Genomic DNA, 25,193 nt, shown 5'->3' on the forward strand with positions numbered 1-25,193 from the left:
GACGGCCGGTGGACGGCCGGCGTGGGTCAGGCGTGTACGGAAGGACAGACGGCGGAGGAGGTGCGGCAGTAGTCGACGTGCCGCCGGGTGATCAGCCGCGCACCAGTGCACGCACCCCGCGGCGACGTGCCCAGTACGTGCATCAAAGCCTCCACCCGTCAGTGACTTTCGCGTTCAACGTACGTCGACCGCCCCTGCGAATGTCAAGGTCGGCAATGCGCGCGGGCGCGTCCCACCCACTGGCGCGGGCACACCACGCGGTGCCGCAGCGCACCGGGCGACCGTGCCGAGCGGCGCGCCGTCCATCGGAGTGTCCGCGATCCGGGACGGCCCCCTTGACGCCGGTGCCGGTCGGATCGACACTCGCTGAAGGAATCCTAGTGAATAGGTAGGGAAACATGAGGCGCCTGGAGCCGGTCACTGTCCGCGTGCTCCGTTCGCCTCTTCTGACCTCCCGCCGTCACATCGATCTGCTGCGTGTCTGCAGCGCGATCAGGTCCCAGGGCTGAGCCTCGCCCGTCCCGTGCCGGCAGGACCCTTCGCCGGGGGCCCGTGTGTCCGGCGCGCGGACGGGCCCCGATCCCTCGCCCGACGTCGCTTCCGCCGCGCGTACGTCCGCGCCCGCTCCCGGGGAGAGTCATGACCGTCACACCGCTGGCCACCCACGCCTCCGACCGGCCCGCACCCGCCTTCCGGGGCAGGATCGGCAGGGACGCGCGCAGCGGCCACTACGCCGTTCCGGGCCGTTACCGCCTCCACCTCACGACCGCCTGTCCCGACGGCCTGCGCATCGCCGTCACCCACGGCCTGCTCGGCCTGGACGCCATCTGTCCGGCCACCTTCCTGCCGGCCGTCCCCGACTGTCCCGAGGGCGGCCACTCGGCCCTGCGGCCGCTGTACGAGGCCAGTGCCCACCGCTACTCCGGTCCCGCCGTCGCTCCGGTGCTCAGCGACGACTGGTCCGGACGGATCGTCAGCACCCACGCCCCGGACATCATGCGTGACCTCGACCGCCGGTTCGGCGGTGACCGTCTCTCGCTCTACCCGTGCGGCGCCGAGTCGGAGATCGAGGCGGTCGAGCGCATGTGCGCACAGGGCATCGAACAGGCCGCGCAGCGCGCCGGATCGGCCGGTGGCGACCCGGCGGAACGCGACACGGCACTGACCACGCTGTTGGAGACGCTCGGCGCCCTGGAACGCTGGCTCGAAGGACGCACGTATGTGATCCGCGACGAAATCACCGCCGCCGACGTCGAGTTGTGGGTCGCCCTGGTCCAGCTGGACACCGTGCACCGCAACCACCTCGACGCCTCCGCCGTCCAGCGCATCGCCGACCACCCGACCCTGTGGGCCTACGCCCGTCGCCTCGCCGCCCACCCCTGCTTCGGCACCCACCTCGACCTCGACGGCATCGAACGCCGTCACCACGCCCGCTGCCACGGCCTGGAGGCCGCCGGAGCAGCCGTCCAGATCCTCGACTGGGCGGCACACTCGACCCATTAGCCGTTCCACCAAGTGGACCGGCGTTGACATCCGTTCTGCCGATTGTCTTGACTACCGCCAGAACGGTCATGAGCGTCAGCGACAAGCCCTGGCTGGCTGACCGGCAACCCTCGCACCGCGGTGGGGTGCCCCAGGTGACGACCGGACCGGATGACGTTTCGGTAAGCGCGAGGCCCCCAGGGCCGGAACAGTGACGGTGACGCCATGTACGCAGCTCCCAGGACGGCCGCAGGCCGTTCCCAGGGCTGCGTACAGCCGTACCCGAACCTCCTCGTCGCCGATCGCGCCGTCGATCTGCTCCGCGTGAACAGCGCACTGTGTACCGCACCGGGCCGCGCCCGCTGTCGGGGCTGACACCTCACCGCAGCCCCCGCAGTCCCTGACGAACACCGCCCGTGCGGTGTGCCGTTGTCCTCACCGCCCCCGGTACCTCGCCGTCGTGTGCGCCCCCGCATGCCACCGCGCTTCCGGGGTTCCCACCCAGCCGGAGCCCACCATGAGCGAACCCCCTGGCGCCACCGTCACCCTCCCCGACGCGCCTGCCACCGACGAGACGTCAAAGACCCTCACCGCTCAGCGAGTTCTGCCGCTGAGACGGCCAGGACGCTGGATCGCCACCGCGGTCGTCCTGGTCCTGGTCGCCCAGTTCGTGCACGGACTGGTCTCCAACCCCTTCTACCAGTGGGGCCGCTGGAGCTACTGGTTCCTGCGCCCCACCATCCTCGACGGCCTGCTGATCACCGTCGAAGTCGCCGCCTGCAGCGCGGTGTTGGGTCTCCTCGGCGGTATCGTGCTCGCCCTGGCCCGGCTCTCGAGGAGCCCGGTGCTGCGCGCGGTCAGCTGGACCTACGTCTGGGCGCTGCGCTCCATTCCGCTCATCGTGGTGCTGATCTTCCTCTACAACTTCAGCGCCCTGTACCAGACGCTCAGCGTCGGTGTGCCCTTCGGCCCCGCCTTCTTCTCCTTCGACGAGTCCAAGCTCGCCACCGACATGGTCATCGCCGTGATCGGCCTCAGCCTCAACGAGGCGGCCTACGCGGCAGAGGTCGTCCGCGGCGGCATCCTCTCCGTCGACCAGGGCCAGCACGAGGCCGCCGCCGCACTCGGCCTTCCCAAGGGCTACCAGTTCCGGAAGATCGTCTTCCCGCAGGCACTGCGCTCGATCGTCCCGAACTACGTCAACCAGCTCATCGGCCTGGTCAAGGGCACCTCGCTGGTCTTCTACGTCTCGCTGCTCGACCTGTTCGGCTCCGTGCAGACCATGGGCTCCACCTACCCGGGCGACATCGTGCCGCTGCTGCTCGTCGCCACCGTCTGGTACCTGATCCTGACCAGCGTCGTCTCCGTCGTCCAGTTCTACGTCGAACGGCACTACGCCCGCGGTGCCACCCGCAGCCTGCCGCCGACACCGCTGCGGAGGCTCCGCACCGGTCTCACCGACCTGCGGGCCCGCATTCGCCGGGAGGCCGCCGTATGACCGCCGACACGCTCGAAGCGCTGACGGGCGTCGAAGCCGCCACCATCGAGGTCCACAACGTGCACAAATGGTACGGCACCCACCGGGTACTGGACGGCGTCGACCTGACCGTCCGGCCCGGCGAGGTCACCGTGATCCTCGGCCCCTCAGGCTCCGGCAAGTCCACGCTGCTGCGGGTGATCAACCACCTGGAGAAGCCCGACATCGGCCACGTCAGCGTCAACGGCGAACTGATCGGCGTGAGGAGACAGGGCGAGCGGCTCAAGGAGCTGAGTGAGCGGGCCATCCTCGCCCAGCGCGGGCGGATCGGCTTCGTCTTCCAGAACTTCAACCTCTTCCCGCACCTGACCGTCCTGGACAACGTGGCCGCCGCCCCGGTCGCCACCGGCAGGCTGGGCAAACCCGAAGCCCAGGGTCTCGCCCGCGACCTGCTCGGCCGGGTCGGCCTCGCCGAAAAGGCCGGCTCCTACCCCCGGCAGCTGTCCGGCGGCCAGCAGCAGCGGGTCGCCATAGCCCGCGCTCTCGCCCTGCGCCCCGGCGTCATCCTCTTCGACGAGCCCACCTCCGCCCTGGACCCGGAACTGGTCGGCGAAGTCCTCGCCGTCATCAAGGATCTGGCGACCGGCGGCACCACCCTCGTCATCGTCACCCACGAGATCGGCTTCGCCCGCGAGATCGTCGACCGGGTCGTCTTCATCGACGGCGGCAAGATCATCGAGCAGGGTCCCCCCTCCGAGGTCCTCGACAAGCCCCAGCGCGAGCGCACCAGGGACTTCCTCGGCAAGGTCCTCTGACCCGCCGCGCCCCTCGACTCCCCCCGCCCACCCTCATCACCTCCAGCGACAAGGAATGGTCGACAAGGAATGGTCATGTCCACCCACTTCACCCGACGCAGCCTGATACGCGGCATCACCGCGGCGACCGCCGTCGCCTCCCTGGCCACCGGGCTCGCCGCCTGCGGTGGCGACAGCGACGCGGCCACCTCCACCGACACCGCCGCCAAGTCCGGCGAGGTCGTCATCGGCCAGGTCTCCAACGGCGCCGCCAGACAGACCACCATCAAGGTCTCCGAGGCCAAGTCCATCAGCGCCCAACTGCCGGCCGCCCTCAGGAAGAGCGGCAAGCTGGAGATCGGCATCGGCGCCCTGCCGGCCGGATTCCCGCCGCTGGCCTACGTGGGCAGCGACCAGAAGACCCTCACCGGAGCCGAACCCGACCTCGGCCGCCTGGTCGCCACGGTCCTCGGCCTCAAGCCCGAGGTGAAGAACTCCACGTGGGAGAACCTCTTCGTCGGCATCGACAGCGGCAAGGTCGACGTGGCCTTCTCCAACGTCACCGACACCGAGGAACGCAAGAAGAAGTACGAGTTCGCCTCCTACCGACAGGACAACCTCGCCTTCACCGTGCCGAAGAAGAGCACCTGGAACTTCGACGGCGACTACGAGAACCTCGCCGGCAAGACGGTCTCCGTGAGCTCCGGCACCAACCAGGAGAAGATCCTCCTGGAGTGGAAGGCGAAGCTGGCCAAGGAGGGCAAGAAGCTCACCGTCAAGTACTTCCAGGACAACAACAGCGTCTACCTGGCCCTCTCCAGCGGCAAGATCGACGCCTACTTCGGCCCCAACCCGGGCATCGCCTACCACAACCGCCAGGTCGCGAACACACCCAACGCCACCCGCACCGCCGGCACCTACTCGGGCGCCGGCGCGAGCCTGCAGGGACTGATCGCGGCCACCGCGAAGAAGGACAGCGGCCTGGCCAAGCCGCTTGCCGACGCCATCAACCACCTGATCGAGAACGGCCAGTACGCCGAGTGGCTCAAGACCTACGACCTCTCCAACGAGGCCGTCACCAAGTCCGAGATCAACCCGCCCGGCCTGCCGCTCGACAACTCCTGACCCATCGGCGCCGGGACTCCACCACCGCACCACAGTGGGGTCCCCGCGCCGGACACCCCGAGCCGCACCCCGGAGACCGCCACACCATGTCCGTCACCGACCTCGACGCCAGCTCCTCGTACATCCTGGACAACCCCGCCTGGGCCGCGCTCACCGGCCCCCATGCCCACTTCGCCGAACGCGTCGGCCACGCAGCCCGCTACCACCAGGACGTGGCCCCCTTCCACGCCGTCTCCGACGGGAACGACCCGCGCGCCTGGGCCGACCTGGCCACGCTCGTCGGCCAGGGCGGCACCGCCTCGGTGCGGGGCGTGACCGAGGCACCGGAGGGATGGGAGGTCGTGCGCACCGGCCAGGGCGTCCAACTCGTGGACACCGGACTGCGCGCGGAGCCCGACCCCGAAGCCGTACGGCTCGGCCCCGACGACGTGCCCGAGATCCTCGGCCTGATCGCCCGCACCGAGCCGGGCCCCTATCTGCCGCGCACCGTGGAGATGGGCACCTACCTCGGCATCCGCCACCGCGGCCGGCTGATCGCCCTGGCCGGTGAACGGCTGCACCCGCCCGGCTGGACGGAGATCAGCGCCGTGTGCACCGACCCCGGCCACCGCGGCCGGGGCCTGGCCACCCGTCTGGTCCGCGCGGTCGCCGCCGGCATCAAGGAGCGCGGCGAACACCCCTTCCTGCACGCCGCGGCCACGAACACGAACGCGATCCGGCTGTACGAGTCGATCGGCTTCACCCTGCGCAGCCGTACGGCCTTCTCCCTCGTCCGGTCCACCTGGAACCCAGGAAGGCGCTCGTCCATGGCCTCATCTTCGCCCGCTTCCCCCGCACCCCTGCCCAAGGCGCTCGCCCCCCACACGCCGGGCGCCCACCCCGACGACCCGCGGGGCGACGAGCGGGCCGCGTCATGAAATTCCTCGCCATCACACTCGTCGTGCACCGCCCGGACCCCTTCACCGGGATACAGAAATCGACCCACGACCGCTTCCGCGAGGTACTCGACAACGCCCTGTTGGCCGAGGAACTGGGCTTCGACGGCTTCGGCGTGGGGGAGCGGCACGAGCGGCCGTTCATCTCCTCCTCACCGACCGTCGTCCTCAGCCACGTGGCCGCCCTCACGAAGCGGATCCGTCTGTTCACGGCCGTCACGACACTCAGCCTCCTGGACCCGGTCCGGGCGTACGAGGACTACGCCACCCTCGACCATCTGTCCGACGGGCGCCTCGACCTGATCATCGGCAAGGGCAACGGCGCCGCCCAGCGCGACCTGTTCCACGTCACCCCCGAGGACCAGTGGGACCGCAACGCCGAGAGCTACGACGTCTTCCGGAAGATCTGGCGCCAGGACAAGGTCACCGCCGACACCCGTTTCCGTCCCCCACTGACCGATGCCGAGGTGTGGCCGCGGCCGTACCAGAGGCCGATCCGGGTCTGGCACGGCAGCGCCACCAGCAAGGAGTCGGTCGACCTGGCCGCCCGCCACGGCGATCCACTGTTCTCGGCGAACGTCACCAATCCTATCGAGCCGTATGCCGAGTTGATCCGCCACTACCGCGAACGCTGGGAACACCACGGCCATGACCCGGCGCGGATCACCGTCGGGGCCGGCACCGCGGGCATCTGCGTCGCCCCCACCTCGCAGGAGGCACTGGCCGAGTACCGGCCCGTCTTCGAGTCCAACCTGGCCCTCTTCAAGAAGGCCGACCTGCCGGTCGTCTTCGAGACCCTGGAGGACTTCGCCGAACGCAGCTCCGCTCTGATCGGCAGCCCGCAGCAGGTCATCGACAAGGTGCACCGCTACCACGAACAGTTCGGGCACACCGTGCTCCACCTGCACGCCGACGCGAGCGGGCTGACGGAGTCCCGGCACCGTGCCTCCCTCGAACTGTTCCAGTCCGAGGTCGCCCCCGTGCTGCGCCGAGAGATCCCGGACCCGCCGTTCGTGTGGGGACCCGTCCTTCCGGCGTCACCGCTCACCCAGGACTCGGCCCATGCCTGACATCCCCCTCGGCGTCCTCGACCCGGTCCCGATCCCACCCCGCAGTTCATCGGCTCGCCAGGCCGGGTGACCGACCATGGCGTCGACGAGGCAACTCCTTCCAGCCGAGCCGACGTTCAGGAGCGCCCCGCCGACCGTGCACCAACAACCCTAGTTTTCCTATCGAATTACTAGGAAAGCGTTGACGGCGGGCGAAGAGGAGAGTCAGGATGATGAATCCGACGCGTCACCGTGCACCGCCGACTCCCACGCCGCCGCACCCTGTACCGCGTCACCCTCGGGCCCCTGAAGGAAGACGCCATGACCACAGCGCCGCGCTGCGGCGACTGCCGCGGTCGCACGAAGCGGGTGCGGACATGACGGTGACGGCGGACGAGACGACCGACGCGGGAACCGGACAGGTCGACTGGCTGCGCGTATCCCGTGAGATCGCGGACGACCTGGCCACGGACGCGGCCGAGCGCGAGCAGGCCGGGAAGACACCGCTGGACGAGGTCGATCGGCTGCGCGAGTCGGGGCTGCTGGCACTGCTGGCGCCGGCCGAGCACGGTGGGGGGAACGCCGACTGGCGCACCGCCTACGCCGTCGTCCGGACCGTCGCCGCGGCCGACGGCGCCGTCGGCCATCTGCTGGGCAGTCACTACTTCCTCTCTTCCAGCCCCCGGTTCTTCGCCGGTCCCGTCCGCGCCGCCGGCATCGAGCGGGAATCGACGGCCGGAAAGTGGTGCTGGGGAGGCGGTCTCGGCTCACACGAACCGCCGCTCGTCCTGGCCCCCACGCCGGGCGGCCATCTGCTGAACGGCTACCAGAGGTACGCCACCGGGGTCGGGGTCGCCGACCGGCTGGTGGTCCGAGCCGCCGAGTACGGCACCGGTGAGCCGCTGGCCGTCCTGGTCGACCCCGCATGCTCGGGCGTCGTGAGCGGCAGCGGCGGGGACACCTTCGGCCAGCGGCTGGCGGCCGGCGGCGGCGTGGAGTTCGACTCCGTCCCGGTCGCGGCCGACGACGTGCTGGGCTCCCTCTCGCCGGACGAAGGCGTCCTGTCACCCTTCGCCACCCTGGCCGCGCCGACCGCGCGCCTGGTCTCCGTCCAGTTCTGTCTCGGCGTGGCAGAGGGACTGCTGGCCGAGGTCCGTGAACACGTGAGGGGCACGAGGGCTCCCTGGCAGCCCTTCTCGCCCCAGCCTTGGCCGGACACCCCGCCACATGATCCGTACGCGCTCACCGTCTACGGCGAACTCACCGTCGTCGCACGTGCCGCGTCCGCCCTCGCCGACCAGGCGGTGGACGCCCTGATGCACGGCCTTGCACAGGGAGAGGACCTGGACGACGAGGAGTGCGCGGAGATCGCCGTCCTCGCGAGCGCGGCCGAGACCGCCGCCTCGCGCGCCGCGCAGGAGATCACCACCCGTGCCCTGGACGTCATCGGCGCCGACGCCGCCTCTGCGCGGCACGCCTTCGACCGCTTCTGGCGCAACGCCCGCACACACACCCTGCGGGAACCGGTCGCCCACCGGCTGCGTGACGTCGGGGACTACTTCCTCAACGGTGCGCACCCGCCGTTCAGCCTCCCCGCATGACGGGGCAGCCGGTGACAGGTGGACACGGCAGTGGTGGATAATCGCGGCATGCGGATCTCGGCGCGGGCGGACTATGCGGTGCGGGCGGCACTGGAGCTGGCCGCCGCGGGTGACGACGCCTCGCTCAAGGCGGAGGCGATCGCCTCCGCACAGGGCATCCCGCACAAGTTCCTGGAGGGCATCCTCGGCGACCTGCGCCGGGGCGGTCTCGTGGTCAGTCAGCGGGGCGGCAACGGCGGCTACCGGCTCGCCCGCCCGGCGGACTCGATCGCCATCGCGGACGTGATCCGCGTGGCGGACGGCCCCCTGGTCTCGGTCCGGGGAGTGCGCCCACCCGAGCTCTCCTACTGCGGTCCCGCGGAGTCCCTCCTGCCGCTGTGGATCGCCGTACGCGCCAACGTCCGCAAGGTCCTCGGCGAGGTCACCCTGGCCCACGTCGCCGCGGCCAGCCTGCCCGACGAGGTCCTCAGCCTGGCGGAGGACCCCGGGGCCTGGACAAATCCCTGACCGGAACCCGCGACCGGCGTCGACCGAGGAAACGACGTCGTGTTCGGCGGCCCGGTGTTGGTCCGGCTCGCGCCAAGGATCGTTCGTGTGCTCCGATCGGAGGAAAGCGGATGGACGTCCCCTCCTTGCACAGTCGGTTCCTCGGCGACGTGCTCCCTCGGATCCGGCAGGACGCGCGTGTGGCCGGCGTGGCGATCACCGGGTCCATCGTGGGAGGCCGCCCCGACGTCTACTCGGACGTGGACCTGATCCTGGTCATCGACGACGAGGCGTACGACGCGGTCATGCGGGAACGGCTCGTGCTGGTCGGCTCCTGGACCTCCCTGGTGGCCGGATTCACCGGGGAGCATGTCGGTGAGCCGCGCGTGATCATCACGCTCGTCGGGCCGCCTCTCCTGCACGTCGACTTCAAGTTCGTCCGGGCATCCGACTTCGCCGAGCGGACCGAGGACCCGGAGATCCTGTGGGACCGGGACGGCCTCCTGGCCGGCGCCCTCGCCCAGCAGCCGCCGGTCACTCCGGCGTTCGACCTCCAGTGGATCGAGGACCGGTTCTGGATCTGGGTGCACTACGGCGCGACGAAGCTCGGCCGCGGGGAGCTGTTCGAGACCATCAGCTCTCTCACCTACCTGCGCGAGACGGTACTCGGCCCCCTGGCTGCCCGCCGGGTGGGCGCGAACCCCCGCGGTGTACGCCACCTGGAGTCCATCGCGCCCGAAGAGGCGCGCGACCTTCGGGCGACGCTGTGCGGCCACGACCGCCACGAAGCCGCACGGGCGCTCCTCGCCACCGCCGATCTCTACCGCCGATGGTCCGATGCCGCACCTGGAACACCCTCGCCGTGCCCTGTCCGGCGGGGCGCAGCTCATTCGGTGTTTGTGGGTGGCTGGTCGGCGTGTTCGCCGGTGACGAGGTAGACGACGTGCTGGGCGATGGATACGGCGTGGTCGGCGAAGCGTTCGTAGTAGCGGCCGGCCAGTGTGACGTCCACGGCGGTCTCCACACCGTGCTCCCACCGCTCGTCCATGAGGTGCTGGAAGAGCGTTCGGTGCAGGTCGTCCATCCGGTCGTCGTCCGCCTCCATCTGGAGAGCGGCATCGACGTCCTGCGTGACGACGACTTCGGCGGCCTGTGCCATCAGGCGTTGGGCGAGCTGGCCCATCTCCAGGATCGTGCGGCGCAGGTCGCGCGGTACCGCCCGCTGGGGGTGGCGCATGCGGGCCAGCTTGGCCACGTGCTGGGCCAGGGCGCCGCACCGCTCCAGGTCAGCGGTCATGCGCAGCGAGGTGACCAGGACCCGCAGGTCCGTGGCCACCGGCTGCTGCCGAGCCAGCACCGCCACTGCCCGGCCCTCCAGGTCGCGCTGCAACTGGTCGGTCTTCCCCTGCCCGGCGATCACGCTCTCGGCGAGCGGGAGGTCGGCGTCCAGGAGCGCGGTCGTGGCCAGGCCCATGGCCGAACCCACCAGATTGGCCATCTCCACGAGACCGTCCCTGAGGGATGCGAGTTCCTCGTGATACGCCTCGCGCATCGCACCGCCCTCCACACGCGTGTCCCACTGCTGCCAGAGTTGCACACTCGGCGGGTCGTTCTGTACGCAGCGCTCCGCGGCTGGACGTCGCCGATCGAGGCGGCAGGGGATTGTCGGTGGCTGGTGGCAGGATCGCCGGCATGGTTTTCGTGCGTACGACTCCGCCGCGGCCCGTGGACGTGACCGCGGTCTTTCCTGAGCTGGTTTCGCTGGCGCGTCCCGCGATTCGGCTGCATCCTCGTCCAGGGTCGCCTTCGACGGGGGAGAGTTCGGTCGGGGGACCGTTGCTGTGGCCGGCCGCGGAGCCGTGGCCGCACTGCGAAGGCGCGCACCCGGACAGTCGGTTGCGCCGGTCGCCGGCACAAGTGCGGCTCGACAGGCGCAGGCTGGCCCGGCTGCACCATGATCCCCATGGCCCCGCGTTCACACCCGAGGAGGAGGCGATCAAGGACCGCAACGCCGCGATGCTCAGGGAGCGACTCGACGCCGGCCCTCCGTGGCCCGCGGAGTGCCCGGTGCCGATGTTGCCCGTGGCCCAGCTGTATCTGCGCGACATACCCCTGTTGCGGCCGCCCGGCCAGGCCGATCTGCTCCAGGTCCTCTGGTGCCCCTACGACCACGAGCCGGAGTACAAGCCCGCGACCGCACTGTTCTGGCGGTCCGCCGCCACGGTCGTCGACATCCTCGCCACACCACCGGAACCGTATGAGGCGAACTACCCGGGCTATGTGCCGGAGCCGTGTCTGCTGGCCCCGGAAGAAATCACCGAATACCCCAACAGCCTCGATCTGAGTCCGCAGATGCGGCTGGCGGTGGGGGACTGGAGCAGGTGGCAGGCAGCCGACGTGGGAGTGGACAGCTCGTACGCGGACTATCCGGCGGAGTTCTACGACGGCCTTCTCGCTGACGCTCCGGGTTGGAAGGTCGGGGGCTGGCCGCCATGGGGCCGCACCGACCCGTACCGCCGATACTGCGCTGTCTGCGACGCTCGGATGATCCCGCTGCTGACCATCGCCTCCTTCGAATGGGACGGTGGTTTGCAACGCGGTTGGGCGCCGTACGAAGACCAGGACGCCGCCTACGCCGCCGGTCATTGGGCCGGCGAGGACCCCGTGCAGCCGACGAAGGTGGAAGTGGGCCGCACCGACAATATGCAGCTCTACGTCTGCCCGACCTCTCCCGAGCATCCGCACACCGACCTGATCCAATGAACTGTCGGGCCTGCCACACACCGTCCGGTGGCCCGTGACGTAAATCGGGAACGCCTCGTCGATCAGCCGACTCCCTCTTGACCAACAACTTGAGTCCCTGCGTTCGGTGCTCTCCCGTAACCACGTGTTGACGGAAGTGCTGGCGCGAACTGCGGCATTGGGCCTGCCCGGGTGGTACGTGACGGCCGGGTGTCTGTTCCAGACGGTATGGAACGTGGTCACGGAGAGGCCTCCGACCAGCGGTATCAAGGAGGCAGACCGGATACCGGCCGACGGACTCGGCGACCATCACTGACCACGGCCAGGATGTCCGCCGCGTCGGCCGTCCGCTCCCGTCGAGGCCCGTGCCGCCGACGGCCGCTGTCCGTCGAGGCCGAGGGCGCCGGCGTCAGGTGGTGAAGACCTTGCCCGGGTTGAGGATGCCCGCCGGATCCCACACCCGCTTGATGCCACGGTGCAGGTCCAGTACCGCCGAGCCCAGTTCGTCGGTCAGGCCGCGCATCTTCAGCAGGCCCACGCCGTGCTCGCCGGTGACCGTGCCTCCCAGCGCGAGCGCCTGGTCGACGACCTCTTCGAACACCCCGCGGCAGCGGGCGAGTTCCCGCTCGTCGCCGCGCGGCACGACCAGCATCGGGTGCAGGTTGCCGTCCCCGGCGTGCGCCAGGGTGGCGATGTGCACGCCGTGCCGCGCGGCGACGTCCTCGATGCGGGCGAGCATCTCGGGCAGGAGACTGCGGGGGACGCAGACGTCCTCGCTGAGCACCATGCCCAGGCGTTCCAGCGCGGGGTAGACCAGGCGCCGGGCGGCGAACAGGGCGTCCGCCTCGGCCGGATCGCCGGAACGCGCGCTCCAGGTGGCGTCGGCCGCCTCGAAGCAGGCCAGCACGGTGTCCGCCTCCTGGGCGCCCACCGCGCCGGGCGCATCGCAGCGGGCCAGCAACAGCACGTCGCCGCCGTCGGTGAGGCCCATGTTCTTCCACTCGTCGACGGCGCGCAGGGAGAAACGGTCGACGAGTTCCAGGGCGCTCGGGACCACACCGGAGGCCACCACCCGGGCGACGGCCCGGCCGGCGCTCGGCAGGTCGGCGAAGTAGCCCACGACGGTGTGCTCCTGGGCGCGCTCGCCCCGCAGCCGCACCGTAACCTCGGTGACCAGGCCCAAGGTGCCCTCCGAACCGACCAGCAGACCGGCGAGTTCGAAACCGGCCGAGCTCTTGGCGGTGCGCCGCCCCAGCCGGACCACGTCACCGCGACCGGTGACCACCTCGAGGCCCAGCACGTAGTCCCGGGTGACGCCGTACTTCACGCAGCACAGTCCGCCCGCGTTGGTGGCAACGTTCCCGCCGATGGTGGACCACGGGGCGCTGGCCGGATCCGGCGGGTACCAGAGGCCCTTGGCGGCACACGCGGCACGCAGGTCCTCGTTGACGACGCCGGGCTGTACGACGGCCAGCCGTTCGTCCGGGTCGATGCGCAGGACCCGGTCCATCGCCGAGAAGGACACCACCACCGCGCCCTCGACCGCGTTGGCGCCGCCGGACAGGCCGGTGCCTGCCCCGCGGGCCACGACCGGCACGCCGTGCTCCGCGCAGTAGGCCACGACGGCCGCCACCTCGGCGGTGCCGTGGGGCTGCACCACCGCCGCCGGGAGCGCGTAGGGCGCGCCCGCTGCTTCGTCGTGGGCGAAGGACGCCACCCTGGACGGGTCGGTGATCACCCGTCCGGCCGGGAGGAGCCCTGCGAGATCAGTCGGTGTCGTGGTCACCCCGGCGAGGTTGGCACCCGGGGCGACAGCCGTTCAATTGGCCGTTGGTACAGGCCGTGGCACCTGTACCAACGGCCAATTGCCCGGCCGTCGAGGCTTCGGCCAGCCTTGCTTGACGTCAGGTCAAGGCCGTGTCCGCGGTCCTCAGGAGGGTGAGTCGATGACGGCAGTGCTGATGGGAATCGGAGGCTTTCTCCCGCCCGTGACGGTCACGAACGACGACCTCTCCCGCACCCTGGACACCACGGACGAGTGGATCCGTACCAGGACGGGCATCCGGGAGCGGCGGTTCGTCTCCAAGGGCATGTCGACGGGGAGCATGGCCGTGACGGCAGGTGAGCGTGCCCTGCGGTCGGCCGATGTGTCCGGGGTGGACGCCGTGGTCGTGGCGACCACATCGCCCGAGCGTCTCTGCCCGGCGGTGGCGCCGGAGGTGGCGTCGCGGCTGGGTCTGGGACCGCTGGCCGCGTTCGACTTGACCTCGGCGTGCAGCGGCTTCCTGTACGGGCTCGCCACCGCGTCCGGCCTGATCGCCGCCGGCACCGCCGACACCGTGCTGTTCATCGGGTCGGAGGCGTTCTCCACGCTGGTGGACCCGGAGGACCGGTCCACGGCGCCGATCTTCGGCGACGGCGCGGGCGCGGTCGTCCTGCGCAGGGGCGAACCGGACGAGCCCGGTGCGCTGGGCCCGTTCGACCTCGGCAGCGACGGCGCGCTGGCCGACCTGCTGGCCATTCCGGCGGGCGGTTCCCGGCAGCGTTCCACCGACGGCGGCCTGGGGCACGCCACGGTGCCGACGGGTGACTGGTACCTGCGGATGGAGGGGCGTCCCCTCTACACGCAGGCCGTCGAACGGATGACGCAGTCGGCGCAGGCGGCCCTCAAACGCGCCGGCTGGTCCGCGGCGGACGTCGACTGGTTCGTCGGCCACCAGGCCAACGTCCGGATCGTGCGTGCGATCGCGGAGGAGCTGGAGCTTCCCGGGGAGCGGGTCGCGGTGAACATCGACAGGGTCGGCAACACCCTGGCCGCGTCCGTGCCCCTGCTGCTGAACGACTACGCCGCCCGCGGGGACCTGAAGGCGGGCCAGCGGGTGCTGCTCTCCGCCTTCGGGGCCGGTCTGTCCTGGGGCTCGACCACTGTCGTGTGGCCGGAGATCCAGGCGGAGTCCGTCGACTGACGGCTTCTCGGTTCCGCGTCCCCCGTTCCCTCTTCACCTCACGAACCCCTGCAGCCTTCCAGGAGGAGACATCATGAGTTCCGCCTACGACCGCGTCGTCGAGGTCTTCGTCGCCCGTTTCGATCTGGACGCCGAGGCGGTGGTGCCCGAGGCCACCTTCGACGACCTCGATCTCGACTCCCTGTCGCAGCTCGAACTGGCCACCGCCCTGAAGAAGCGCTTGGGCGTCGTGATCAGCGACGAAGAGCTGTCCGAGATCTCCTCGGTCTCCGACATCGTCGCCCTGGTCGAGAAGAGGGGCGCCGCGGTCCGATGACCGGCTACGCGACCGCCGTCACCGGCATCGGGCTGGTGACCCCCGCCGGTATCGGCGTCAAGGAGAGCTGGGACCGCGTGGTCGAGGGCAGGCCGACGGCGGCGCACCACGCCGACCTGGAGGGCCTGCCGGTGACCATGGCGTGCAGGGTGCCCGACTTCGCCCCGGCCGCTCTCGGGCGCACCGCCTGGCAGTGGGACCGCTACTCCCAGTTCGCCGTCGCCGCCACGCGCGAGGCGCTGGACCAGGCCGGGCTCGTCCCGGGCGAGTGGGCGGACAGCTCACGGGTGGCGGTGATCCTGGGCTCCGGCGCCGGCGGCACCGCCACGCTGGAGGCGCAGCACCGCGTACTGCTGGAGGAGGGACCGGAGGAGATCTCCGCCATGACCCTCCCGATGGGACTGCTCAACATGGCCGCCGGCCAGGTGGCGATCGACATCGGGGCCAACGGGCCGTGCTCGGCCCCCTGCACGGCGTGCGCGGCCGGGGCCAGCGCGATCGGCCTGGGCCGTGAGCTGCTCCGATCGGGGCTGGCCGACATCGTCGTGGCCGGTGGTGCCGAGGCGCCGATCACGCCGCTGTACCTGTCCTCGTTCGCGAGGATGCGGGCGCTGTCACGGCGGCTCGACGACCCGGGGACCGCATCGCGTCCCTTCGACACGGCCCGCGACGGGTTTGTGCTCGGCGAGGGCGCCGGAGTCGTCGTGCTGGAGTCCGAGGAGCACGCGCGGGCCCGGGGCGTGCGGCCGGTGGCCCGGGTCATCGGGTACGGCGCCTCCGCGGACGCGCATCACGTGACGTCCCCGCACCCGAAGGGCAAGGGCGCCGAGCTGGCGGTCCGTGCGGCGCTCGCGGACGCCGGGCTGACCGGCCGGGACATCGGCTATGTCAACGCGCACGGCACCTCGACCCCGCTCAACGACGTCATCGAGGCGGGGGTGATCCACCGGGTGGCCGGCCCGGACGTGCAGGTGAGCTCCACCAAGGGCGTCACCGGGCACCCGCTGGGCGCGGCCGGTTCCATCGAGGCGGCGTTCGCGGCGCTCACCGTGCACCACGGTGTGATCCCGCCGTCGGCGGGCACCGCCGAGGTCGATCCGCGGGTGGAGGTGGACGTGGTGCACGGCGCGGCGCGCCACGCCCGCGTCGACGTGGCCTTGAGCAACTCGTTCGGCTTCGGCGGCCAGAACGCGGCCCTGCTGATCGCCTCGGCCTGACCCTTTCCTGAGCTCCGCCTGATCGCGGCTGCCCCCTCCGCCGGTCCCCTCACAACCCCACCGCGGGAGTCACAGCCGCGGGAAAGGACCCACACATGACCTCGTCGGCCTCCGCCGAACTGTCCCGGCTGCTCTTCGACGGCAGGTACGAGCAGACGCACCAGGACCTGCACGAGCTGCTGCTGGACCCCGTCTTCGACTCCCGCGAAGGGCTGAACATGACCGAGGCCGGGAAGCTGGCCTACGAACGGTCACGAGCCGTGCACGCCGGACTGGAACGTCCGCAGGAGATCCTGGCCGATCCGTGGCGGCTGTTCGCGCTGGCCGAGTGGCCGTCGCTGGTGGACGTCTCCACGTTCTCGCTGCTGATGGTGCACTACAACCTGGCCCTCGGCACCGTCGTGGAGCACGGCGACCGGGAGGACCTGAAGGACCTGTTCGACGAACTGGACCGGCTGGACTCCTTCAGCCCGTACATGGCCACCGAGTTGGGCTACGGCAACAACGTGGCCGCTCTGCGCACCGAGGCGGTCTACGACCCCGCCACCGAGACGTTCGTCCTGAACACGCCCGACGCCCTCGCGCAGAAGTACATGTCCTACAGCGGGTTCCAGGACGTCCCCAAGCTGGCCGTGGTGATGGCCCGGCTGAAGGCGGACGGCAAGGACCACGGTGTGTACCCGTTCCTCGTCCGGATCAGCGACGGGAGGCAGTTGTGCGAGGGGGTGCACGCCGCGCCGTGCCCGGAGAAGCCGGTGCAGGGCCTCGACAACGGCCTCACCTGGTTCGACCACGTGCGCGTCCCGCGTCGCCAGCTGCTCCACGGTGACATGGGCGGCTTCGACGACGACGGCGTGTTTCGCCCGGCGTCCGGCAATCGGCGCAAGCGGTTCCTGCGCGCGATGAACCGCATTCTGCCCGGCCGGCTGTGTGTGTCCAGCGCGGCGACGGGTGCGGGCCGGGCGAGCGTGTACATCGCGCTGCGGTTCGCGGCGCAGCGGCTCACCAACGCGCCCGGCCGCAACGACCTGCCGATCATCGAGTACCGCAGCCACCAGCTCGCGCTGTACACCGCGTTGTCCCGGACGTACGCGATGACGCTGCTGCTCAACCGTGCCAAGCGGGAGTTCACGGCGGCGCCGCGGGATGCCGTCCCCGCCGAGCTGAACCATCTGGTGTCGATCACCAAGGCACTGTCCACCTGGGAGATGACCGACGTCGTCGCCACCTGCCGTGAGCGCTGCGGTGCGCAGGGCATCTTCAGCGCGAACCGGATCGCGGACTACGGGTCGTTGCTTCAGGGCCTGGTCACCGCGGAGGGCGACAACCAGGTGCTGCTGGCTACCACTGCGGGGCAGATCATCGCGCAGTACGGCGACGGCGCCGAGCCGGACCCGGCCCCCGACCCGGCGGGACGGGACCTGGAGGACCTCGCGTTCCTGGTGGCGGCGGTGAGGCACCGAGAGGCGGAGCTGCTCCGCGAGGCCGCTGCGGCCATGGCGGACGACACCGGCGATCGGACGTACTTCGAGGCCTGGAACGGCGCCATCAACACCGGCCTGGAGATGGCCCGGGCCCGGGGTGTACGGACCGCGCTGGAGTGCTTCGCCGCCGCGGTCGGCACGCTGGAGGACGAGTCGGCGCGGACGGCGCTCGGCCTGCTGGCCGCGCTGTACGGGCTGAGCGAGGTACGCCGGGACGCCGGCTGGTACCTGGCGCGCGGTGTGCTGACCGCCGAGCAGGTGGAGCGGCTGCCCCGGGAGGCGGACACGCTGTGCGCGCGGCTCCACCCGTACACCGACGTCCTGATCGGCGGCTTCAACCTCTCCCCGGAACTGCTGCGGGCGCCGATCGCCGCTGACGACTACGTGAGTGCCTTCCAGCAGCGCACCGGCGCCTTCGGACCGGCCGCCGGCGCGGTCGCCGAGGGGAGCTGAGCGCCATGGCGAGGCACAACTACTTCTGCCCGATCCGCTGGTCGGACATGGACGTCTACGGCATCGTCAACAATGTCTCGTATCTGCGTTACCTGGAGGAGGCGCGGGTCGACTTCATCTTCCGGATGGCGCCGAACGACGGCGACGCCTTCTTCAAGGACGGGTCGGTGGTGGTGGAGCACCGGATCCGCTACCGGCGCCAACTGGTCCACCGGCACGAACCGGTGGGGATCGAGATGTGGGTCTCCGACCTCCAGTCGGCGACGGTGGCCATCGACTACGTGGTCCGCGACGGCGACACCGTGTATGCCACCGCCTCGACCGTGATGGCGCCGTTCGACTACGGGGCCGGGCGGCCCCGGCGGCTGACCGACGAAGAGAGCCGCTTCTTCGAGAAATACCTCGAGACACAGGCGGCCGACTGAGATGCGGCTGCTGCGGATCGGACCGCCGGGTGGTGAGCGGCCCTGCGCGGTGGGCCCCGGCGGCGTGGTGCGGGACCTGTCCTCGTGGGTGCCGGACTGGACGGGTGCGGCCCTGGACCCCGACGCGCTGCAGGAGACGGCGGCGCGGCTGGCACGGGAGGCCACCGGGCTGCCGACGGTCGACCCGCTCGCCGGGCGGGTCGGCCCGCCCGTCCGGCCGGGCGGGCATCTGCTGTCGATCGGGCTCAACTACCGGGCGCACGCCGCAGAGGCGGGCCTGGCGCTGCCCGACGAGCCGATCGTGGCCAGCAAGGCGCCGACCACGCTGGTCGGCCCGTACGACGACCTGCTGCTGCCGCCGGGCGGTGACAAGACGGACTGGGAGGTCGAGCTGGCCGTGGTGATCGGTCGGCGCGCGCAGTACCTGCCGGACCCCGCCTCCGCGCTGCGTCATGTCGCGGGGTACGCCACCGGCAACGACGTGTCGGAGCGGAGCTGGCTCCTGGAACGCGGCGGGCAGTGGGTGAAGGGCAAGTCCTTCGAGTCGTTCAGTCCGCTGGGCCCGTACCTGGTGACCCCGGACGAGGTGGGCGACCCCGGCCGACTGCGGCTGACCTGCCGGGTCAACGGCCGGATGATGCAGGACGGGTCCACCGCGGACATGGTCTTCGAGGTGTCCCACCTGCTCTGGTACCTGAGCCAGTGCATGGTGCTGCACCCCGGTGACGTGGTGCTGACCGGGACGCCCGGCGGTGTCGCGCTGGGCCGCCCCGACCAGCCGTACCTGCGGGCCGGTGATGTGGTGGAGGCGGAGGTGTCGGGGCTGGGCGCACAGCGGCAGTGGTGCCGGGCGGTGGTACTGGGCGACGCCGGGGCGGAGGCCCCGACGGTCGCGGCCGCCCCCGTCCTGCCTGCCTCGCCCGTACGGACCCGGTCGTGACCGGGCGTCGGCCCCGGCGCGGTCCGCACCACCACGGTCCGGCCGACCACGGCGCCTGTGGGCGCGTGGATCCCGGAAGGAGAGGGAACGGATGACCGTCCAGCAGGGACTCACGGACCAGTCTTCGGCCACGCGCACCGGCATCGGGGCGCGGGTGGCCGACCTGCACGCGACCAGGGAACAAGCGCGCGGCGGTCCGAGCGAGCGCGCGACCCGGGCCCAGCACGCCAAGGGCAAACTGACCGCCCGCGAACGGATCGACGTGTTGCTGGACGCGGGGTCGTTCAACGAGATCGAGCAGTTGCGCCGGCACCGGGCGGTCGGCTTCGGCATCGAGGACCGCAGACCGCACACGGACGGCGTGGTCGCGGGCTGGGGGACGGTCGAGGGCCGCACCGTGTTCGTGTACGCGCACGACTTCCGGATCTTCGGCGGGGCGCTGGGCGAGGCGCACGCGGAGAAGATTCAGAAAGTCATGGACATGGCCATCGCGGCCGGTGCTCCCCTCGTCTCGCTCAACGACGGTGCCGGGGCACGCATCCAGGAGGGCGTCTCGGCCCTGGCCGGCTACGGCGGCATCTTCCGCCGCAATGTGCGGGCCTCGGGGGTGATCCCGCAGATCTCGGTGATCCTGGGCCCGTGCGCGGGCGGCTCGGCTTACTCCCCAGCCCTGACCGACTTCGTGTTCATGGTCCGCGGCACCTCGCAGATGTTCATCACCGGACCCGACGTGGTGAAGGCCGTCACCGGCGAGGACGTCAGCCAGGAGAAGCTCGGGGGCGCCGATGTCCACGCGGAGCTGTCGGGTGTCGCGCATTTCGTGTACGAGGACGAGTGGACCTGCCTGGGCGAGGTCCGGTACCTGCTGTCCCTGCTGCCGTCCAACAACCGGCAGAACCCGCCGCCCGTCCCGTGCGTCGACCCGGACGACCGGCGCAACGACGCCCTTCTCGACCTGGTTCCGGCCGAGGGCCGGCTGCCGTACGACATACGCCGGGTGATCGAGGAGATCGTCGACCACGGCGACTTCCTGGAGGTCCACGAGGGGTGGGCACGCAACGTCGTGTGCGGGCTGGCCCGGCTCGGCGGCCTGGTGGTGGGCATCGTCGCCAACCAGCCGCTTGCTCTGGCCGGGGTGCTCGACATCAAGGCCAGCGAGAAGGCCGCCCGGTTCGTGCGGACGTGCGACGCCTTCAACATTCCTCTGCTGTCGCTGGTGGACGTGCCGGGCTTCCTGCCCGGGGTGGACCAGGAGCACGACGGGGTGATCCGCCACGGGGCCAAGCTGCTGTACGCCTACTGCGAGGCCACGGTGGCGCGGGTCCAGTTGATCCTGCGCAAGGCGTACGGCGGCGCGTACATCGTCATGGACTCCCGCTCGATCGGCGCTGACCTCTCCTACGCCTGGCCGACCAACGAGATCGCGGTGATGGGCGCCGAGGGCGCCGCGAACGTCATCTTCCGCAAGCGGATCGCCGATGCCGACGCCCCGGACGCCCTGCGGGCTCAACTGGTCAAGGAGTACCGGTCCGAGCTGATGCACCCCTACTACGCGGCGGAGCGCGGCCTCGTCGACGACGTGATCGACCCCGTCGAGACCCGGGCGCTGCTCATTCGCGCCTTCCGGATGCTGCGGAGCAAGCACGCGGACCAGCCGTCCCGCAAACACGCCAACATCCCCCTGTGACCTGAGATCTCTTGCCCCGGAGCGCACCCATGACGATCACCTTCACCACCGAGACCGCCGGCCGCCGGCCGGCCGCCGAGCGGGCGGCAATGATGGAGTCACCCGCCTTCGGCGAGGTGTTCACCGACCACATGATCAGCATCGACTGGGAACGGGACCGTGGCTGGCACAACGCCCGGCTGCACCCGTATGGGCCGCTGGTGCTCGACCCGTCGGCCCAGGTGTTCCACTACGGCCAGGAGGTCTTCGAGGGCATGAAGGCATACCGGCGCCAGGACGGCACGGTGGTGACCTTCCGCCCGTACGCCAACGCGGCCCGGTTGAACCGCTCGTGCGCGCGAATGGCGATGCCGCAGCTGCCCGAGGAGACCTTCGTCGAGGCTCTCGAGCTGCTGGTCGGTGCCGACCGCGACTGGGTCCCGGACCGGCCCGGGCACAGCCTCTACCTACGCCCTTTCATGATCGCCACCCAGCCCACCATCGGCTTCTACGGCCCTTCCTCCGCCTACCGGTTCATGGTGATCGCCTCGCCCGCGGCCTCGTACTTCACGGCCGGGGCGAAACCGCTCACCGTGTGGCTCTCCCAGGACTACACCCGGGCGGCCCCCGGCGGCACCGGCGAGGCCAAGTGCGGCGGCAACTACGCGGGAACGCTGGTCGCGCAGGCGCAGGCCAAGGAGATGGGCTGCGACCAGGTGGTCTGGCTGGACGCGGCGGAACGCCGCTGGGTGGACGAGATGGGCACCAGCAACCTCTTCTTCGTCCACGGCGACCGGCTGGTGACGCCGGAGCTGTCCGGGACGCTGCTGGCGGGCGTCACCCGGGACTCGGTGCTGACCCTGGTGGCCGAGCTCGGCCACCAGGCCGAGGAGAAGCGGATCAGTGTGGAGCAGTGGCGGGCCGACGCGGAGTCGGGGGCGCTGACCGAGGTGTTCTCCTGCGGCACCTCGTCGATGATCACCCCGGTCGGCTGCGTCCGGAGTGCGGACGGGGACTGGACGATCGGCGGCGGCACGCCCGGCCCGGTCACCGAGCGGCTGCGCGCCGAGCTGACGGGGATCCAGGACGGTTCGCGACCTGACCCGTTCGGCTGGGTCCACAAGATCGCCTGACCGGCGTCCGCCGGGTGCGGGCCAACCAAAGGTGCAGAAGGGTGCGTGGAAGACATGAGCCGTTCGGTCCTCGTGACCGGAGGGAACCGGGGGATCGGCCTCGCCGTGGCGCGTGCCTTCGCGCAGGCCGGCGACAAGGTCGCGCTGACCTACCGCACGGGTGAACCGCCGCGGGCCGCGACCGACCTCGGCTGCCTCGCCGTCACCTGCGACGTCACCGACTCCGCGCAGGTGGAGCGGGCGTTCAAGGAGGTGGAGGCGGCACACGGCCCGGTGGAGGTACTGGTGGCCAACGCCGGCATCACCCGGGACCGGCTGCTGCTGCGGATGACCGAGAAGGACTTCACGGACGTGATGGACACCAATGTGACGGGCGTCTTCCGGGTGGTCAAACGGGCCGCCGAGGAGATGGTCGACGCACGGCGGGGACGGATCGTCCTGATCTCCTCGACGGTCGGCCTGTTGGGCGCGGCCGGGCAGACCAACTACGCGGCGTCGAAGGCGAGTCTGGTCGGCTTCGCCCGGTCCGTCGCCCGCGAGCTGGGCTCACGGGGGGTCACCTGCAACGTGGTGGCGCCGGGCATGGTCGACACGGACATGACCAAGGCGCTCGACGGGAAGCAGCGTACGGCCGTGTTGAGCAAGGTACCGCTGGGGCGCAGCGCGGAGCCGACGGAGGTGGCGGCTGCGATCCGGTTCCTCGCCTCCGAGGAAGCCGCCTACATCACCGGGACCGTCCTGCCGGTGGACGGCGGCTGGGGCATGGGGCACTGAAGCCGGGGCATGGGGCACTGGAGCCGGGCCGGCGCGCGTGCTCAGGAGTGCTCCGAGACGAGTACCGCGCGCGTGCCGGGCTCCAGCGCCCGGAAGACGTGCGGGACGTCGGCCGGGTAGCTGATGTAGTCGCCCGGGTGCAGTTCCACCGGTTCGTCGGCGGTGCCCACCAGGGCCCGGCCGGCGCCGATCACGACATGCTCCACGACGCCGGGCATGTGCGGGGCGGAAAGGCGCTGCGGACCCGGCTCGGCCGCGATGCTGTAGACGTCCCGCCGCGCCCCCGGGGGAGAGGCGGCCAGCAGGGTGGCCCGGTAGTCGCTCTGCGCCGAACCGATGGCCGGTCCCTCGCCGGCGCGGATCACCTGGACAGGGGGACGGGAGGCGGCCAGCAGTCGGGAGAAGGGGATCTCCAGGGCCACGCACAGCGCCCACAGCGTCTCCAGGCTGGGATTGCCGGTGCCGGACTCCAGTTGCGAGAGCGTGGACTTGGCGAGCCCGGCGCGTCGGGCGACCTCGGTGAGAGAGAGCCCCGCCCTGACCCGTTCCGCCCGCAGGGAGGCGGCGATCACTGCCAGGGGCGGCTTGAGAGTGGGGTCGACGTCGGACACGCGTGTTCGCTCCAATGGTCAATCGTTCGCCTTGACGAACACCCTCCAGGGTGTTCACTATAAACGCCATGCGTACGTTATGGGAAACACTGGGCAAGGGGCCATTGCGGGACATCGCGCTCGTCTGCCTGGCCGTGGGGGCCATCGGTCTGTCGTACGGGGCCATCGCGGTCACCTCGGGTTTCCCCTGGTGGTTCCCGGTGCTCATGGGCGCGCTCGTCCTGGCGGCGTCGTCCGAGTTCCTCTTCGTCGGGATCATCGCCGCCGGGGGAAGCCCGATCGCCGCGCTGCTGGCGGGTCTGCTGGTCAACACCCGCCACCTGCCGTTCGGTCTGGCGGTGCCCGATGTGCTCGGGCGGGGCTGGCGCGGGGTGCTCGGCACGCACCTGATGAACGACGAGACGGTCGTCTTCGCCATCGCCCAGGAGGGGCTCGCCCGCAAGCGGGCCGCGTACTGGGCCTGTGGCCTCGGCATCCTGGCCTGCTGGCCCGTCGGCGCCGCGCTCGGCGCGCTGCTCGGCAGCGTCATCCGGGACACCGACGCCCTCGGCCTGGACGCGATGTTCCCCGCGGTGATCCTGGCCCTGATCCTGCCCGCGACGAAGGACCGGGCACTGCGGCGGACCGCGCTGGCCGGCTCGGCGATCGCGCTGGCCCTCACCGCCTTCCTGCCGGCCGGACTGCCGGTTCTGGCCGCGCTGGCCGCGCTGCCGCTGTTCCGGATGAAGAACCTCGAAGGAGCAGCGCGATGAGCAATCCCTTTCCCCTGCTGCCGGCTCTGGCGACGATGCTCGCCCTGGCGGCCGGGACCTTTCTGCTGCGCCTCTCCGGTCCCGCCCTGCGGGCGAAGGTCACCTTCCCGAAGCAGGTCGAGAAGCTGCTGGAGGTCTCGGCGGTCGTGCTGCTGGCCGCACTGACGGCCACGGCGGCGCTCACCGAGGGCGACGGTTTCGCCGGCGCGGCCCGGGCGCTCGGGGTACTGGTCGGCGGAGTGCTCGCCTGGCTCAGGGCCCCCTTTCTCGTCGTCGTCCTCGCGGCTGCCGGGACGGCGGCGCTCCTGCGACTCGCCGGCGTTCCGTGACGTCATCCGAACACACCCGAGGAGCGCCCGGAGGCACCTCTCCGGGCGCTCTCGCTCATTTCACTGGGTGATGCATCGCCCGAGAATTCAAGCCTCATAGCGAAATGCAGCCACTCATCTCAGATATTGGATCTGGCATTGCTCAATCGGTAGCGACCGAGTAACTTAACGTAAGGCAACGACCTCCAAGGTCGGCCACCCGTGTACGCATTGCTCGGATTTCGTTCGGGATGCCGTTCCATCGAGATGCTCGGGGGGAACCATCGTGGGTGGGGGAGTCGGACTCCTTCCGTTGCTTGCACCGCAGGGCTCCCGTCGTGCGACCCGATCACGACGGGCGTTCGACCCGCCATCCTCCCCACGGCCGCCCGGAATTCCTTTTCGGCGTCGATGTCGGCCCTGCGCCTTGGCGACCGCCCAGAATTTCGAGGATGCT

General features: G+C 70.8%; 25 protein-coding genes, 1 pseudogene and 1 riboswitch. Of the genes and pseudogenes, 23 read left to right on the top strand and 3 right to left on the bottom strand.

The window, feature by feature from the left end; translation table 11 throughout:
* The first annotated feature begins 398 nt into the window (after positions 1-398).
* The 10 genes from AB0F77_RS19975 to AB0F77_RS20020 all read left to right on the top strand — a co-directional run bounded on the left by AB0F77_RS19975 (position 399) and on the right by AB0F77_RS20020 (position 9,887).
* Positions 399-509, top strand: coding sequence for a putative leader peptide (locus AB0F77_RS19975; RefSeq protein ID WP_361949955.1), 111 nt, complete (start codon positions 399-401; stop codon positions 507-509).
* Between the two features lie 130 nt (positions 510-639).
* Positions 640-1,503: a glutathione S-transferase C-terminal domain-containing protein gene (locus tag AB0F77_RS19980; RefSeq protein ID WP_361949957.1), complete on the top strand. Its 864-nt coding sequence runs from the start codon at positions 640-642 to the stop codon at positions 1,501-1,503.
* 64 nt (positions 1,504-1,567) lie between these two features.
* Positions 1,568-1,677: riboswitch (SAM riboswitch) on the top strand.
* Between the two features lie 322 nt (positions 1,678-1,999).
* Positions 2,000-2,980, top strand: a complete 981-nt coding sequence (locus AB0F77_RS19985) for an amino acid ABC transporter permease (RefSeq protein ID WP_361949960.1) — start codon at positions 2,000-2,002, stop codon at positions 2,978-2,980.
* A complete protein-coding gene (locus tag AB0F77_RS19990) occupies positions 2,977-3,774 on the top strand; it encodes an amino acid ABC transporter ATP-binding protein (protein ID WP_361949963.1) in 798 nt (265 codons plus the stop codon). The genes AB0F77_RS19985 and AB0F77_RS19990 overlap by 4 nt, the downstream gene beginning before the upstream one ends.
* A 75-nt stretch (positions 3,775-3,849) precedes the next feature.
* Positions 3,850-4,878, top strand: coding sequence for an ABC transporter substrate-binding protein (locus tag AB0F77_RS19995; protein ID WP_361949966.1), 1,029 nt, complete (start codon positions 3,850-3,852; stop codon positions 4,876-4,878).
* A gap of 86 nt (positions 4,879-4,964) precedes the next feature.
* Positions 4,965-5,795, top strand: a complete 831-nt coding sequence (locus AB0F77_RS20000) for a GNAT family N-acetyltransferase (RefSeq protein ID WP_361949969.1) — start codon at positions 4,965-4,967, stop codon at positions 5,793-5,795.
* A complete protein-coding gene (locus AB0F77_RS20005) occupies positions 5,792-6,883 on the top strand; it encodes an LLM class flavin-dependent oxidoreductase (RefSeq protein ID WP_361949972.1) in 1,092 nt (363 codons plus the stop codon). The genes AB0F77_RS20000 and AB0F77_RS20005 overlap by 4 nt, the downstream gene beginning before the upstream one ends.
* A 356-nt stretch (positions 6,884-7,239) precedes the next feature.
* The gene (locus AB0F77_RS20010; RefSeq protein WP_361949975.1) at positions 7,240-8,463 is read left to right on the top strand and encodes an acyl-CoA dehydrogenase family protein; all 1,224 of its coding nucleotides are present in this window, start codon (positions 7,240-7,242) and stop codon (positions 8,461-8,463) included.
* Between the two features lie 48 nt (positions 8,464-8,511).
* Entirely contained in the window at positions 8,512-8,970 is a 459-nt protein-coding gene (locus tag AB0F77_RS20015) for an Rrf2 family transcriptional regulator (protein ID WP_361949978.1), read from the top strand.
* Positions 8,971-9,080: 110 nt separating this feature from the next.
* Complete coding sequence (locus tag AB0F77_RS20020; protein WP_361949981.1) at positions 9,081-9,887, top strand: nucleotidyltransferase domain-containing protein; 807 nt, start codon at positions 9,081-9,083, stop codon at positions 9,885-9,887.
* Here the strand turns inward: AB0F77_RS20020 and phoU are convergent.
* Complete coding sequence (phoU, locus tag AB0F77_RS20025; RefSeq protein WP_361949984.1) at positions 9,836-10,501, bottom strand: phosphate signaling complex protein PhoU; 666 nt, start codon at positions 10,499-10,501, stop codon at positions 9,836-9,838. The genes AB0F77_RS20020 and phoU overlap by 52 nt on opposite strands.
* Before the next feature lie 140 nt (positions 10,502-10,641).
* Here phoU and AB0F77_RS20030 point away from each other — a divergent pair, with 140 nt between their 5' ends.
* Positions 10,642-11,712 carry a hypothetical protein gene (locus AB0F77_RS20030; RefSeq protein ID WP_361949987.1) on the top strand — a complete coding sequence of 357 codons (1,071 nt, stop codon included), beginning with the start codon at positions 10,642-10,644 and terminating at the stop codon, positions 11,710-11,712.
* Positions 11,713-11,755: 43 nt separating this feature from the next.
* Positions 11,756-11,971 (top strand): annotated as a pseudogene (locus tag AB0F77_RS20035) (nucleotidyltransferase family protein); the annotation flags it as partial.
* A 129-nt stretch (positions 11,972-12,100) separates the two neighbouring features.
* Here AB0F77_RS20035 and AB0F77_RS20040 read toward each other — a convergent pair.
* On the bottom strand, positions 12,101-13,477 hold the full coding sequence (locus tag AB0F77_RS20040; protein WP_361949990.1) for an FAD-linked oxidase C-terminal domain-containing protein: 1,377 nt from the start codon (positions 13,475-13,477) through the stop codon (positions 12,101-12,103).
* A gap of 160 nt (positions 13,478-13,637) precedes the next feature.
* On the opposite strand from AB0F77_RS20040, the gene AB0F77_RS20045 reads away from it, so the two are divergent.
* The 9 genes from AB0F77_RS20045 (at position 13,638) to fabG (ending at position 23,065) form a co-directional block, all read left to right on the top strand.
* Positions 13,638-14,657, top strand: a complete 1,020-nt coding sequence (locus tag AB0F77_RS20045; protein ID WP_361949993.1) for a beta-ketoacyl-ACP synthase III — start codon at positions 13,638-13,640, stop codon at positions 14,655-14,657.
* Positions 14,658-14,730: 73 nt separating this feature from the next.
* A complete protein-coding gene (locus tag AB0F77_RS20050) occupies positions 14,731-14,973 on the top strand; it encodes an acyl carrier protein (protein ID WP_361949996.1) in 243 nt (80 codons plus the stop codon).
* Positions 14,970-16,190, top strand: a complete 1,221-nt coding sequence (locus AB0F77_RS20055) for a beta-ketoacyl-ACP synthase II (protein ID WP_361949999.1) — start codon at positions 14,970-14,972, stop codon at positions 16,188-16,190. Before AB0F77_RS20050 ends, AB0F77_RS20055 begins: the two co-directional genes overlap by 4 nt.
* A 95-nt stretch (positions 16,191-16,285) precedes the next feature.
* On the top strand, positions 16,286-18,127 hold the full coding sequence (locus tag AB0F77_RS20060) for an acyl-CoA dehydrogenase (protein ID WP_361950002.1): 1,842 nt from the start codon (positions 16,286-16,288) through the stop codon (positions 18,125-18,127).
* Between the two features lie 5 nt (positions 18,128-18,132).
* Positions 18,133-18,552 (top strand): thioesterase family protein, encoded by a 420-nt coding sequence (locus AB0F77_RS20065; protein WP_361950005.1) that lies wholly within the window; start codon positions 18,133-18,135, stop codon positions 18,550-18,552.
* A gap of 1 nt (position 18,553) precedes the next feature.
* Positions 18,554-19,492, top strand: coding sequence for a fumarylacetoacetate hydrolase family protein (locus AB0F77_RS20070; protein WP_361950008.1), 939 nt, complete (start codon positions 18,554-18,556; stop codon positions 19,490-19,492).
* Positions 19,493-19,583: 91 nt separating this feature from the next.
* Positions 19,584-21,179 carry an acyl-CoA carboxylase subunit beta gene (locus AB0F77_RS20075; protein WP_361950011.1) on the top strand — a complete coding sequence of 532 codons (1,596 nt, stop codon included), beginning with the start codon at positions 19,584-19,586 and terminating at the stop codon, positions 21,177-21,179.
* Positions 21,180-21,208: 29 nt separating this feature from the next.
* Positions 21,209-22,291 carry a branched-chain amino acid aminotransferase gene (locus AB0F77_RS20080; RefSeq protein WP_361950014.1) on the top strand — a complete coding sequence of 361 codons (1,083 nt, stop codon included), beginning with the start codon at positions 21,209-21,211 and terminating at the stop codon, positions 22,289-22,291.
* Between the two features lie 54 nt (positions 22,292-22,345).
* Positions 22,346-23,065 (top strand): 3-oxoacyl-ACP reductase FabG, encoded by a 720-nt coding sequence (gene fabG, locus AB0F77_RS20085; RefSeq protein WP_361950017.1) that lies wholly within the window; start codon positions 22,346-22,348, stop codon positions 23,063-23,065.
* A gap of 41 nt (positions 23,066-23,106) precedes the next feature.
* Here the strand turns inward: fabG and AB0F77_RS20090 are convergent, their stop codons facing one another.
* Positions 23,107-23,676 carry an XRE family transcriptional regulator gene (locus AB0F77_RS20090; protein ID WP_361950020.1) on the bottom strand — a complete coding sequence of 190 codons (570 nt, stop codon included), beginning with the start codon at positions 23,674-23,676 and terminating at the stop codon, positions 23,107-23,109.
* A gap of 68 nt (positions 23,677-23,744) precedes the next feature.
* Here AB0F77_RS20090 and AB0F77_RS20095 point away from each other — a divergent pair, with 68 nt between their 5' ends.
* Together AB0F77_RS20095 and AB0F77_RS20100 are read left to right on the top strand one after the other, a co-directional pair.
* Entirely contained in the window at positions 23,745-24,428 is a 684-nt protein-coding gene (locus tag AB0F77_RS20095; RefSeq protein WP_361950023.1) for an AzlC family ABC transporter permease, read from the top strand.
* Positions 24,425-24,757: an AzlD domain-containing protein gene (locus tag AB0F77_RS20100; RefSeq protein ID WP_361950026.1), complete on the top strand. Its 333-nt coding sequence runs from the start codon at positions 24,425-24,427 to the stop codon at positions 24,755-24,757. The genes AB0F77_RS20095 and AB0F77_RS20100 overlap by 4 nt, the downstream gene beginning before the upstream one ends.
* The last annotated feature ends 436 nt before the right edge of the window (positions 24,758-25,193 follow it).

The sequence above is a fragment of the Streptomyces sp. NPDC026672 genome (assembly GCF_040638185.1).
GTDB lineage: Bacteria > Actinomycetota > Actinomycetes > Streptomycetales > Streptomycetaceae > Streptomyces.